Annotated in this window: 10 protein-coding genes; 3 read left to right on the top strand and 7 right to left on the bottom strand. The window is 62.8% G+C overall.

Features of this window, described 5'->3' with window-relative positions; translation table 11 throughout:
- Together WCA85_RS17230 and WCA85_RS17225 are read right to left on the bottom strand one after the other, a co-directional pair.
- A partial coding sequence (locus WCA85_RS17230; RefSeq protein WP_424065878.1) for an NAD(P)H-hydrate epimerase occupies nt 1-308 on the bottom strand: 308 nt, incomplete at its 3' end.
- An 87-nt stretch (nt 309-395) separates the two neighbouring features.
- On the bottom strand, nt 396-1,697 hold the full coding sequence (locus WCA85_RS17225; RefSeq protein ID WP_424065877.1) for an FAD-dependent oxidoreductase: 1,302 nt from the start codon (nt 1,695-1,697) through the stop codon (nt 396-398).
- A gap of 292 nt (nt 1,698-1,989) precedes the next feature.
- On the opposite strand from WCA85_RS17225, the gene purL reads away from it, so the two are divergent.
- Nucleotides 1,990-6,081, top strand: a complete 4,092-nt coding sequence (gene purL / locus WCA85_RS17220; protein WP_424065875.1) for a phosphoribosylformylglycinamidine synthase — start codon at nt 1,990-1,992, stop codon at nt 6,079-6,081.
- A 145-nt stretch (nt 6,082-6,226) separates the two neighbouring features.
- Here the strand turns inward: purL and WCA85_RS17215 are convergent, their stop codons facing one another.
- From WCA85_RS17215 to WCA85_RS17195, 5 genes are all read right to left on the bottom strand, one after another.
- The gene (locus WCA85_RS17215; protein WP_424065874.1) at nt 6,227-7,006 is read right to left on the bottom strand and encodes a peptidylprolyl isomerase; all 780 of its coding nucleotides are present in this window, start codon (nt 7,004-7,006) and stop codon (nt 6,227-6,229) included.
- A 10-nt stretch (nt 7,007-7,016) separates the two neighbouring features.
- Nucleotides 7,017-7,331, bottom strand: a complete 315-nt coding sequence (locus WCA85_RS17210) for a BolA family protein (protein ID WP_424065880.1) — start codon at nt 7,329-7,331, stop codon at nt 7,017-7,019.
- 27 nt (nt 7,332-7,358) lie between these two features.
- A complete protein-coding gene (locus WCA85_RS17205; RefSeq protein WP_424065873.1) occupies nt 7,359-7,892 on the bottom strand; it encodes a septation protein A in 534 nt (177 codons plus the stop codon).
- A 100-nt stretch (nt 7,893-7,992) separates the two neighbouring features.
- On the bottom strand, nt 7,993-8,412 hold the full coding sequence (gene msrB / locus WCA85_RS17200; protein ID WP_424065871.1) for a peptide-methionine (R)-S-oxide reductase MsrB: 420 nt from the start codon (nt 8,410-8,412) through the stop codon (nt 7,993-7,995).
- Between the two features lie 119 nt (nt 8,413-8,531).
- Entirely contained in the window at nt 8,532-10,088 is a 1,557-nt protein-coding gene (locus tag WCA85_RS17195; protein WP_424065869.1) for a protein adenylyltransferase SelO, read from the bottom strand.
- Between the two features lie 142 nt (nt 10,089-10,230).
- Between WCA85_RS17195 and WCA85_RS17190 the strand changes: the two genes are divergently transcribed.
- Nucleotides 10,231-11,877 (top strand): 3-(methylthio)propionyl-CoA ligase, encoded by a 1,647-nt coding sequence (locus WCA85_RS17190; protein WP_424065867.1) that lies wholly within the window; start codon nt 10,231-10,233, stop codon nt 11,875-11,877.
- 210 nt (nt 11,878-12,087) lie between these two features.
- Nucleotides 12,088-12,436: enoyl-CoA hydratase/isomerase family protein (locus tag WCA85_RS17185; RefSeq protein ID WP_424065865.1), on the top strand; the 349-nt coding region annotated here is incomplete at its 3' end.

Below are 12,436 nucleotides of genomic sequence, written 5' to 3'. Positions count from 1 at the left end.
GGCATGCAGACTTCCACGACAACACCGGCGCGCCGCAGTTCGGTTGCGACCACCAGCGCGTCGCCGCCGTTGTTGCCGGGACCCACGACGATCCAGACCGGCTGGGCTGCCGCGGTCACGTCGTCTTGTGCAAGTTGTTGCTGGAGAAAGTGGGCGGCGGCCTGGCCGGCGCGGGCCATCAGGGTATGGGGCGGCAGTCCGGCCGCAGCCTCCTGTTCAAGCACCCGAAGATCGGCGACGCTCAGCAACGGGAGCGCACGCTCATGCGGGTTCACAAGGGCGGGGTGTTCAGACGGGGCGTCAGTCATGGGGCAGCGTCGGGCATAAGGCCCATAGGGTGCGCTGGGCACGGAACTGCCATGTTAGTGCCAATGCCGAATGCGCGCGACGAGCCCTTAGCTGCGAAACCGTTCCGGCCGCAGCGCCGCGAGGGTGTCAGCCGGCAGATCCGGCGTCACGCCGCCGATCAGATCGGCTACCAGCTTACCCGTGCCACACGCCAGCCCCCAACCTGCCGGCCCCAGTCCGAGGTTGACGAACAGGCGCGGATGCACAGCATTGCCAACCAGCGGCAGCCCGTCAGGTGAAAGCAGCTTCAGCCCGTCCCACGATAGCGCCGCCGAGATTTTGGCGGCGCCAGGAATCCAGTCGTGGGTGGCCTGCCCGAGCAGGGCGAGCGCATCCTTGGTGACCGCATCGGACAACGGCTTGTCGGTCTGGGCGGCGCCTTGCAGCACCGCGCCCCCGGCAATCCGCAGACGGTGATTCATGCGGGTGATGGTAATGCGCTTGACCGCATCCACGACGGCCACATGCGGCATGCATTCCTCATGGGCGACCGGTGCGGAGAGGGTATGCAGGCGCAGCGGGTGCAGCGGCACGCGCAAGCCCAACTGTTCGAGCAGCGGCAGCGAACCCGTGCCGGCCGCCACCACGATCGCATCGGCATTGATCACGTCGACTTCGCGCGGCGAGGTGACTTCGCCCAGACGCGGCGCCAGTTCGACCGCCGCGCGCTGACCGTCCAGCCGGATCGCCGCGACTTCCCGGTTCAGCATGAAGGTGACGCCGCCTTGCGTATCGAGCGTCTGCTTGACGAGCTTGGTAAAAAGCGGGCAATTCGCCGTGCGCTCCTGGTCGAACAGGACGCCGCCGGCGAAATCCGGATCGGTTGGCACCGAATGCTCGAAGGCCGCGCACTCGGCGGCGGTGAATACGTGGTGCGGCACTTCGAAGTGCCGCAGCAATTCGAGAGCGGGTTGGGTCTGCGCCCATTCCTGGGCGGAGCGCGTCAGATACAGCACCCCTTGCGACTGTTCGAACTCGAGGCCGAAGCGGCCTTCAATATCGGCCATCGCGTCACGTGACGCTTCGATCAGCGGGCGCAGCAGACCATATTGACGGCTAAACGCCTCGGGTTCTTGCAAGGCTGCGAGTTGACGCTCGAAAGCACGCGCTGCGCCGTTAAAACCGGCCTTGCGAATTACGCCGCTTCTGGTGGCTTGGCGGCTATGCATGAAAGTCGGCCCGAACCAGACGTCGAGCGGGGTGGGCAGCACCGTGCCGCCATTGCCGTAGGTCGCCCCTTGGGCAACGGTTGCATAGCGCTCGACGACGCACACCCGGTGGCCTGCTGCACGCAGTTGATAAGCGGTGGCGACCCCCACAACTCCGCCGCCAATGACGATGACATCCATGTTTGATTCGATTTGCCGGCGGAACGCGCAATGACCAGCGTTCCCCGTAGGCGTGGCATGCGGCGCCTGCAACACGCTTGCTGCGCCGATCTGATGAAAGGGCGAATGATAGCAGTCAAATGACCCCCACGCCCAGGCGTCGACGCATCACAAAATCAACTCCGCAGACCTCCCGGGGCGTAGTCAGCGCGCATGCGCAAGGGCGCTGGCGGGCCTTCCCGGGGTATAATCTCCGACTTCCTTTCGCCTCACGTCGCCTGCACGCGCGACTCACAGACGCAACGTCAAGTCCATGGCCCACTTCTCGTGTTTCCCCGGCGCTTCGGCCCTATCCGATTTCCGTCAAACCCGTCTGCTCGACACACTGACCCGCATCGACGCCAACATCACCGGCGTGCGTGGCCAGTATCTGCACTTCGTGAACGCACAGACTCCGCTTACCGCGGAAGACAGCGCGAAGATCGAAGCGCTGATGCACTACGGCGATCCGTTCGAGGACGGCAAGGAGCGCGGCACGACTGAAACTTTCCTCGTGGTGCCGCGTTTCGGCACGGTGTCGCCGTGGGCCAGCAAGGCAACAGACATCGCGCATCACTGCGGTCTTGCGCAGGTGCGCCGCATCGAGCGCGGTGTCGAATATACGGTGATCCTGAAGAGCGGACTGCTCGGCGGCAAGAAGAGCCTGTCCGACGAGGCACGCGCTGCCGTGGTCGCCGCGCTGCACGACCGCATGACCGAAAACGTGGCGCCATCACGCGACCACGCCATGCACCTGTTCGACGAACTGCCGGCCAAGCCGCTTCAAACCGTTGACGTGCTGGCGAATGGCCGCGCTGCGCTGGAAGGCGCCAATACGGAACTGGGCCTCGCACTCGCCGACGACGAAATCGATTACCTCGTCGACGCGTTCACGAAGCTGGGTCGCAACCCGACCGACGTCGAACTGATGATGTTCGCGCAGGCCAACAGCGAGCACTGCCGCCACAAGATTTTCAACGCGGACTGGACCATCGACGGCGAGAAGCAGGACCTCTCGCTGTTCAACATGATCCGCAACACCGAGAAGCTCAATCCGCAGGGCACGATCGTCGCATATTCGGACAACTCAGCGATCATGGCGGGTGGCATGGCCGAGCGCTGGTTCCCGCGCAAGCCGGGTCAAACGGATCAGGCCGGGCAGGGTGAGGCTCTCGCTGAGCACTACGGTCGTCACGTCGAACTCACGCACACGCTGATGAAGGTGGAGACGCACAACCACCCGACCGCGATCTCGCCGTTCCCAGGCGCGGCCACCGGCGCGGGCGGTGAAATCCGCGACGAAGGCGCAACGGGCCGTGGCGCGCGTCCGAAGGCAGGTCTGGCGGGTTTCACCGTGTCGAACCTCGATTTGCCAGATGCGCGCGAGACGTGGGAAAACGCTCGCGACACCTTGCAGCCGGTCGGTCACCGCAATCCGGCCGACGAGCAGCAGATCTATGGCCGGCCGGACCGCATTGCGTCGCCGCTGCAGATCATGATCGACGGGCCGCTGGGCGGCGCCGCATTCAACAACGAATTCGGCCGGCCGAATCTCGGCGGGTACTTCCGCGCGTACGAGCAGAACGTCGGTGGCAACGTGCGCGGCTATCACAAGCCGATCATGATCGCGGGCGGCATCGGCAATATCTCTGATCAGCACACCCACAAGCATGATCTGCCGGAAGGATCGCTGCTGATTCAGATCGGCGGTCCTGGCATGCGCATCGGCATGGGCGGTGGCGCAGCCAGTTCGATGGCAACCGGCACCAATACCGCCGAACTGGACTTCGATTCGGTTCAGCGCGGCAACCCGGAAATCGAACGCCGCGCGCAGGAAGTGATCAACGCCTGCTGGCAGCTTGGCGACAAGAATCCGATTCTGAGCATCCACGATGTCGGCGCGGGCGGCCTGTCGAACGCCTTCCCCGAAGTGGTGGACGGCGCGGGCAAGGGCGCGATTTTCGAACTGCGCAACATTCAGCTCGAAGAGAGCGGTTTGTCGCCCCGCGAGATCTGGTCGAACGAAGCGCAAGAGCGTTACGTGCTGGCGATTGCCCCGGCTGATCTGCCGGAATTCCAGGCCATTTGCGAGCGCGAACGTTGCCCGTTCGCGGTGATCGGCACGGCGACGACCGAACGTCAGTTGAAGCTGATCGACACCGAAGAGAAAAGCGATAACGCGCACCAACCGGTAGATATGCCGATGGAAGTGCTGCTCGGCAAGGCGCCGCGTATGCATCGCGATGTCAAGCGGGTCGAAACCACGCTGCTGCCGGTGGATGTCACCGGCGTCGCGCTGTCGGAAGTCGCGGTGAGCGTGCTGCGTCATCCGACGGTGGCGAGCAAGTCGTTCCTGATTACGATCGGCGACCGTTCGGTGGGCGGCACGACCGCGCGGGACCAGATGGTGGGTCCGTGGCAGGTGCCGGTGGCCGACGTCGCGATCACGACGATGGACTACGCGGGCTACGGTGGCGAAGCCATGACCATGGCAGAGCGCACGCCGCTCGCCGTCATTGATGCACCGGCCTCGGGTCGCATGGCCGTTGGCGAAGCCGTCACGAACATTGCCGCTGCGCCTATCGCGTCGCTCGACAAGCTCAAGCTGTCCGCGAACTGGATGGCGGCCTGCGGCAGTCCGGGCGAAGATGCCGCGCTGTACGACACGGTGAAGGCGATCGGCATGGAGTTGTGCCCGGCGCTGGGCATCAGCATTCCGGTCGGCAAGGATTCGCTGTCGATGCGCACCAAGTGGGAAGACCAGGGTGTCGCGAAGGAAGTCGTCGCGCCGGTCTCGCTGATCATCTCCGCGTTTGCGCCGGTCGAAGACGTGCGTGGCCATCTGACGCCGCAACTGCGCAGTGCCGACGAAGCCGGCGAAACCGTGCTGATCGCGATCGACCTCGGGCGCGGCAAGCATCGTCTGGGCGGTAGTATCCTGGCGCAGGTCACGCAGCAGGTGGGCGACACGACGCCGGATGTGGACGACCCTGAAGACCTCAAGCGCTTCTTCGCCGCTATCCAGGCATTGAACAGTGACGGCAAGCTGCTCGCCTATCACGACCGCTCGGACGGCGGCCTGTGGGCGACGGTTTGTGAAATGGCGTTTGCGGGCCACGTGGGTGTGTCGCTGAACGTCGACATGCTGACGCTCGATCCGAATCACGAATCCGACTACGGCGACGCCAAAGACTGGGCCAAGCAGACCAGTGGCCGCCGCGAAGACCGGACGATCCGCGCGCTCTTCAATGAAGAACTCGGGGCTGTGATCCAGGTGCGTGCGCAGGATCGCGACCTCGTGCTGGGCGCGTTGCGCGAGCATGGTCTGTCGGCGTGCTCGCACGTCATCGGCAAGACCAACGATCGCGATGCGATCGAAATCTACCGCGACGCCAAGAAGATCTACGGAGCGCCGCGTACCGAACTGCATCGCGCCTGGAGCGAAGTGAGCTGGCGTATCTCGCGTCTGCGCGACAACCCTGCCTGCGCCGACGCTGAATACGACACGCTGCTGGACGCCGCCGATCCTGGCATCTCGCCGCATCTGAGCTTCAACCCGGCAGAGGACGTCGCAGCGCCGTTTGTTGGCAAGGGCGCGCGTCCGCGCGTGGCGATCCTGCGCGAGCAGGGCGTCAACTCGCACCTCGAAACCGCGTATGCATTCGATCGCGCCGGCTTCGACGCCTACGACGTGCACATGAGCGACCTGCTGGCCGGCCGCGCGACGCTGGCCGACTTCGCGGGCGCGATCGCCTGCGGCGGCTTCTCATACGGTGACGTGCTGGGTGCCGGCGAAGGCTGGGCGAAGACGATCCGCTTCAATGCCGAACTGGCCGACATGTTTGCTGCGTTCTTCGGACGTGGCGACACTTTCGCCCTGGGCATCTGCAACGGCTGCCAGATGATGAGCAGCCTGGCTTCCATGATCCCGGGCGCAGAAGCGTGGCCTAAGTTCACGCGCAACAAGTCGGAGAAATTCGAAGCGCGCTTCTCGCTGGTCGAAGTGCAGCAGTCGCCGTCGATCTTCTTCAATGGCATGGAAGGCTCGCGCATTCCAGTGGCGGTCGCGCACGGCGAAGGCTTCGCGGACTTCTCGCAACAGGGCGATGCATCGAAGGCGGCGGTGGCGATGCGTTTTGTCGATCACCGTGGCCAGGAAACCGAGCAGTATCCGTTCAACCCGAACGGCTCGCCGGGTGGTATTACGTCCGTCACGACGCCCGATGGCCGCTTCACTGTATTGATGCCGCACACTGAGCGCGTGCATCGCACGGTTCAGATGAGCTGGCATCCGCAAGGCTGGCAAGAGAATGACGGCAGCCCGTGGCTGCGTGTCTTCCAGAACGCGCGCCGCTGGTTGGGCTAATACCTGATACCCTGCGTTTAGATGCAACAAAGCCGCCCAAGGGCGGCTTTGTTGTTTGCGCAGCAGTCAGTCAGGCGGCCTGGCTTGCTCCTGCTCAATCTGCGATAGAGAGTGCCGGAGCAAGCCCCAGCACCCAATCCCCAACTTACTGGATCTTCGCGTTCTTGCGCAGGTTCTCTTCAAACGCTTGCAGCTTTTCCTGCTGGATCTGCTGGACGATCTGCGGACGAACCTGTTCGAGCGGCGGCGGCGTGATGTCGCGCGTATCGTCGAGGCGAATGATGTGCCAGCCGAATTGCGTATGCACCGGCGTATCTGTCATTTGGCCTTTCTGCAGCTTTTCAGCGGCAGCGGCGAATTCCGGCACGTAAGCCTTCGGATCCGACCAGTCGAGGTCACCGCCGTTCTTGCCCGATCCCGGGTCCTTCGAGTACTGCTTGGCGAGATCTTCGAAGCTCGCACCGGCCTTGATCTTCGCGATCAGATCCTTGGCCTGCTGCTCGTTGTCGACCAGGATGTGGTGCAGGTGATATTCCTTGCCGCCGGCTTCCTTCGTCAGTGCGTCGTAACGTACTTTGACTTCCTGGTCGGTCGGCTGGTTGTTCTTCAGAAAGTCTTCGATCAATGCGCGCAGCACAACGGTCTGCTGGGCGACGGCGACTTGCGCCTTGACGTCCGGACGCGTCGGAATACCGCGGCGAGCCGCTTCTTCCATCAGGATTTCACGGTTGATCAGTTCTTCACGCACCGCGGCTTGCAGTTGCGGCGAGTCCTGTTGACCCTGATGGACGAGTTGGTCGACGAGCGCGTCGACGCGTGCTTTCGGAATCGGCGTACCGTTCACGACGGCAATATTCTGTGCAAAAGCAGGCGCAGCCGCAAAAGCGGCCAGCAATACCCAGAGGCGGGTTTTCTTCAAGGTCATCGGAAGTTTCCTAACGGGACAGCAAATCGAATTCTTCGGGCGTGTACGCCGTGATTGCGAGGGCGTGAATGCCGCGCTGCATGGCATCGGCCAGCGCATCATACACCAAGCGATGCCGCGCCACGCGGGGCTTACCGGCGAATACGGCCGCCACGATGGTTACACTGTAATGACCGCCGGCGGAGGCACCGGCGTGTCCCGCATGTTGTGCACTATCGTCGCGCACGGTGATCGAGGTAAGGGGGGCGAGTGCCGCCCCGAGGCGCGCTTCGATCAGCGCCATGCGCTCGGCGGGCGTGGCGTGCAGGAAGGTGTCGTCGCTCATATTGCTGATATTGCTCATGTCAAACGCTCACTCTTCTTCTTTCATGTACTTCGATAGCCACAGGCTCTGGCCGACAATGAACACCACCAGACATCCGGTCGCGCCGAACAGCTTGAAGTTGACCCAGGCATCCGTGGAGAAGTGATAGGCCACGAACAGGTTGAGCAGGCCGAGCAGTACGAAGAACACCGCCCAGACCACGCTCAACTGACTCCAGATGCGATGCGGCAGCGTGATCTGCTTGCCCATCATTGCTTCGATCAGGTTCTTGTTGAATGCCAGTTGCGAGACGATCAGCGCGACGGAAAACGCCCAGTACAGCACGGTGGGTTTCCATTTGATGAAGGTGTCGTTGTGCAGTACGAGCGTCGCGCCGCCGAATACCGTGACAACGCCGAGACTGACCCACAGCATCGGATCGACCTTGCGGTGACGGAACGCCACCCAGGCGATCTGCACCAGTGTGGCGACGATGGCCACCGCCGTTGCCGTGAAAATGCCCCACAGCTTGAACGCGACGAAAAACAGGATGATCGGGAACAGATCGAACAGAAATTTCATTATCTGGGCGGGGGCTTAAAAATGAGCGGAAAGTGACCGCAAAACGAGCGCAAAACAGGCGGCGTCACATGTCCGGCACCGCCGCCCACCCCGCGATGCGTTACTTGGGCTCGAATTGTAACGCAGCCGAATTGATGCAGTACCGAAGCCCAGTTGGTGCGGGACCGTCTTCGAACACGTGGCCCAGATGCGCGCCGCAATTCTTGCACTGCACTTCGATGCGCAGCATGCCGTGCGCGCGATCAGTCTTCTCGGCGATCACTTCGCCGTTGATCGGCTTGAAGTAGCTCGGCCAGCCGCAACCGGCGTCGAATTTGGTGTCTGATTCGAACAGCGGCGTGCCGCAACACACGCAGTCATAGATGCCGCGATCCCAATGGTCGTTATATTGGCCAGTGAAGGGGCGCTCGGTGGCGGCATGACGCGTCACCTGATATTGCATGTCGGAGAGTTGCTTGCGCCATTCGGCGTCGTCCTTTTGCACGGCAGGCGCGTCGGTACGGGTGTCGTCTGAGTTCATGGTTCAGTCCTGTCTCTATCTCGGTCTAGTTAGGGGCGGCGCGGCCCGGGTTGCCACCGGGCCGACGTTCAAGCGTTAAAGCATTTCGAGCTATTAGCGTAATGCGCTGCACGCGTGCCTTACGACGAGCAACTGACTTCCAGCGAATTCGCCCAATCGGGTGGCAACGCGGCGTACGCCTCGTGCTCCGGCTGTTCGTCGAAGGGGCGACTCAGGATCGCCGCGAGGCGCTCGACTTCCGAAAAGTCTTTCTCCTTGGCGCGGCGAATCGCCGTTTCCGCCAGATGATTGCGAAGAACGAATTTGGGGTTCACGCGGTTCATTGCAATGGCGCGTTCGGCATCGTCGAGTGTTTCTTCGGACAGCCGCGCGCGGTACTCGTTCACCCACACATCGAAGGCGGCGCGGTCCAGAAACAGGTCGCGAACGCTCGCGTCGCCGCGCGCATCGTGCTTTGAGACGCGCGCCAGATTGCGGAACGTCAGCGTGAAATCTGCGCGGTTGGCCTGCATGAGATCGAACAGCCGGTTGGCGAGGGCGTCGTCACCTTCGCGTTCCGCTTGCAGACCGAGCTTGGCGCGCATGCGCTGCTCCAGCGCGGGTGCAAAGCGATCCTTGAAACCCTCGAGCACGCGCTGCGCGTCCTTGACTGCTTCCTCGCCGCGCACGCTTTCCTCGTGCTGCGGGCCGAGCAAAGGCAGCAAGCCCTGTGCGAGGCAGAACAGATTCCAGTACGCAATCTGCGGCTGCATCCGGTATGCATAACGGCCTTGCGAATCGGAGTGATTGCAGATGTAACTGGCGTCGAAGCCATCCATGAAACCGAACGGACCGTAGTCGATCGTGAGCCCCAGGATCGACATGTTGTCTGTATTCATGACGCCATGACAGAACCCCACGGCCTGCCATTGCGCGAGCAGATCCGCCGTGGAGAACACCGCTTGATTGAGCAGCGCCAGATAGGGATCGTCGGCTTCCTTGCAATGAGGATAGAAGCGTTCGATGACGTGATCGGCTAGCGCCTGCAGCGCATCGACGCGGTCGTTCGAATAGAAGTGCTCGAAGTGGCCGAAGCGTACGAAGCTCGGTGAGACGCGCGTGACTACCGCAGCCGTTTCCACCTCTTCACGCCGCACGGTCTGGTCCGAGCCGATTACGCACAGCGCCCGGGTGGTCGGAATGCCCAGATGATGCATGGCCTCCGAGCACAGATATTCGCGGATCGACGAGCGCAGCACCGCGCGGCCGTCGCCCATGCGCGAGTAGGGCGTGCGTCCGGCTCCCTTGAGTTGCAGTTCGTAGCGCGCGCCGTCGTGCTCGATTTCACCGAGACCCAGCGCCCGGCCGTCGCCGAGTTGGCCAGCCCAGACGCCGAACTGATGGCCCGAATACACCGACGCATACGGTAGCGACTCTGCCGGCCAGTCGCGTGTGGTGTTACCGGAGAAGAATTCGGCGAATGCAGGATCGTGCGCGAGGGCGGCATCGAAACCGAGCAGCGCAGCGGTGTCAGCGGAAAACCCCACCACATAGGGGGTGCTTAGCGGCGCCGCCGGCAGGCGGGTCATAAATACCCCGCCAAGCTGTGCAAATGCGCCTTCGCGCGGCGTGCCGAGAGCGTCGGCAAGCGCTGCCATTGAGCCGGTCAGGCCGGTAATGCTTGGGGAAAACGACATATTGAGCGCCTCTGGATTAACCGATATTGTAAGTCGGCGCCCGCGGCGCTGCTGAGGGGCCGTTGTCCGCGCCATCCATGAAGCGCCGTGCGGCATCCGACCTGCAATCCACGACAAGCAAACGGTGAGGAGACCCGCGCATATGACGACGCCGCTATTGGGCCAGATGATGGACGTGCCGCTCAACGTGTCGTCGCTGATCGCGCATGCCGCGCGGCATTTCGGCGATACGGAGATCGTGTCGCGGCGCATCGAAGGCGACGTGCATCGCTATACCTACCGCGAGTGCGAGAAGCGCGCGAAACAACTGGCGCAGGCGCTGATTGCACTGGGCGTGCAGCCCGGCGAGCGGATCGCCACGCTGGCATGGTGCGGCTACCGGCATCTCGAGGCGTACTACGGCCCCACGGGTTTTGGAGCGGTGTGCCACACCATCAATCCGCGGCTCTTTACCGACCAGATCGCCTACATCGTCAACCACGCGGACGACAGCTATGTGCTGTTCGATATCACGTTTGCCGCGCTAGTGGATGCGCTCGCGCCGCAATGTCCGAAAGTGCTCGGCTGGATCGCGCTGACCGACGAGGCACACCTGCCGCCGATGCAGACGCCCGTGTTGAGCTACGAAACCCTGCTGGCCGCCCAGGATGGCGCGTACGAATGGCCCGCCCTCGACGAACGCACGGCCTCGTATCTCTGCTACACATCTGGCACAACAGGCAATCCGAAAGGTGCGCTTTACTCGCATCGTTCGGCCGTGCTGCATGCATACGGTGCCTCGCTGCCGGACGCCATGGCTATTTCCGCGGGCGACACCGTTCTGCCCGTGGTGCCGATGTTCCACGTCAACGCGTGGGGCATACCGCACGCGGCGCCATTGAACGGCGCGCGCATCGTGTTTCCCGGCAAGGATCTCGACGGGAAATCACTGTACGAGTTGATGGAAAGCGAGCGAGTGACTTTCTCGGCTGGCGTGCCGACCGTCTGGCTCGGTCTGCTTACGTATGTCAAGCAGGCTGACGTGCGCTTTTCTTCGCTGAACCGCACGGTGATCGGCGGCTCGGCCTGTCCTCCGGCGATGCTGCGGACCTTCCAGGAAGACTACGGCGTCAAGGTGATTCACGCGTGGGGCATGACCGAGATGTCACCGCTCGGCACGCTCGCCACGCTCACCTGGGAGCAGTCGCAGCGCTCGCTGGAAGATCAACGCACGCTGCGAGAAAAGCAAGGCCACGTGATCTTCGGCGTGGACATGAAAATCGTCGATCCGGACGGCCGTGAACTGCCACGGGATGGCGTCGCATTCGGCGAACTGCACGTGCGTGGTCCGTGGGTCATCAACCGGTATTTCCGTAAGGACGACTCGCCACTGGTGGATGGCTGGTTCCCGACCGGCGATGTCGCGACGATCGATAAGGACGGCTTCCTGAATATCACCGATCGCAGCAAGGACGTGATCAAGTCAGGTGGCGAATGGATCAGCTCGATCGAGATCGAGAACGTGGCGATCGCGCATCCGGCCGTCGCGGAGGCCGCCTGCATTGCCTGCTCGCATCCCAAGTGGACTGAGCGGCCGCTGCTGGTGGTGGTCAAGCGCAAAGGCGCCGAAGTCACGCGCGAAGAACTGCTCGCCTTCTATCAGGGCAAGGTGGCGAAATGGTGGATTCCCGATGATGTCGCGTTCGTCGACGAACTGCCGCACACCGCCACCGGCAAGCTGCAAAAACTGCGGCTACGCGAGATCTTTCGCGATCACGTGCTGCCAACTGCCGTGGCGGGTGCGGTCTGAAGCAACGACGGACGCACGCCGCGAATCGGGCTTCTTTCATTGCCGTCAGCACCGCCGTACACAGCCCTCGCTAACGAGGGTAAACCCTTTCATGCAATAAATTGAACGAGCGTGCTTTTTTGTGTATTCTGTTTGCTGACCCGGAATGTCGGACAATGAACCGGCACAGGCGGCGCGTCATGCGCCGCCTTACCGCATGGAGGCAGGCACATGGCAGTGGACTATACGACTCATGACGGCGTGGCCGTCATTACGCTAAACAATCCCCCGGTCAACGGGCTGGGTCTGTCGACCCGAGCCGGCATCGTCGAAGGGCTCGAGCGTGCGCAGAACGATCCGGCCATCAAGGCCATCGTACTGACGGGCGCCGGCAAGGCCTTCTCGGGCGGCGCCGATATCACCGAATTCAACACCCCCAAAGCCACTCAGGAACCGACGCTGCATACCGTCATCAAGGCCGTCGAGAGCAGCGCGAAGCCTGTTATCGCGGCCATTCATAGCGTCGCAATGGGCGGTGGCCTGGAACTCGCGCTCGGCGCGCATTACCGCATCGCGGCAC

It is taken from the genome of Paraburkholderia sp., assembly GCF_049581445.1.
In the GTDB taxonomy this organism is placed as follows: Bacteria; Pseudomonadota; Gammaproteobacteria; order Burkholderiales; family Burkholderiaceae; genus Paraburkholderia.
This window is presented reverse-complemented; position numbering and strand designations above follow the sequence as displayed.

Excerpts from the sequence above, each read along its gene's own strand:
- WCA85_RS17205 (WP_424065873.1), bottom strand. The coding sequence starts at position 7,892 with ATGAAATTTCTGTTCGATCTGTTCCCGATCATCCTGTTTTTCGTCGCG.
- WCA85_RS17210 (WP_424065880.1), bottom strand. The coding sequence starts at position 7,331 with ATGAGCGACGACACCTTCCTGCACGCCACGCCCGCCGAGCGCATGGCG.
- msrB (WP_424065871.1), bottom strand. The coding sequence starts at position 8,412 with ATGAACTCAGACGACACCCGTACCGACGCGCCTGCCGTGCAAAAGGAC.
- WCA85_RS17190 (WP_424065867.1), top strand. The coding sequence starts at position 10,231 with ATGACGACGCCGCTATTGGGCCAGATGATGGACGTGCCGCTCAACGTG.
- WCA85_RS17225 (WP_424065877.1), bottom strand. The coding sequence starts at position 1,697 with ATGGATGTCATCGTCATTGGCGGCGGAGTTGTGGGGGTCGCCACCGCT.
- WCA85_RS17215 (WP_424065874.1), bottom strand. The coding sequence starts at position 7,006 with ATGACCTTGAAGAAAACCCGCCTCTGGGTATTGCTGGCCGCTTTTGCG.
- WCA85_RS17195 (WP_424065869.1), bottom strand. The coding sequence starts at position 10,088 with ATGTCGTTTTCCCCAAGCATTACCGGCCTGACCGGCTCAATGGCAGCG.
- purL (WP_424065875.1), top strand. The coding sequence starts at position 1,990 with ATGGCCCACTTCTCGTGTTTCCCCGGCGCTTCGGCCCTATCCGATTTC.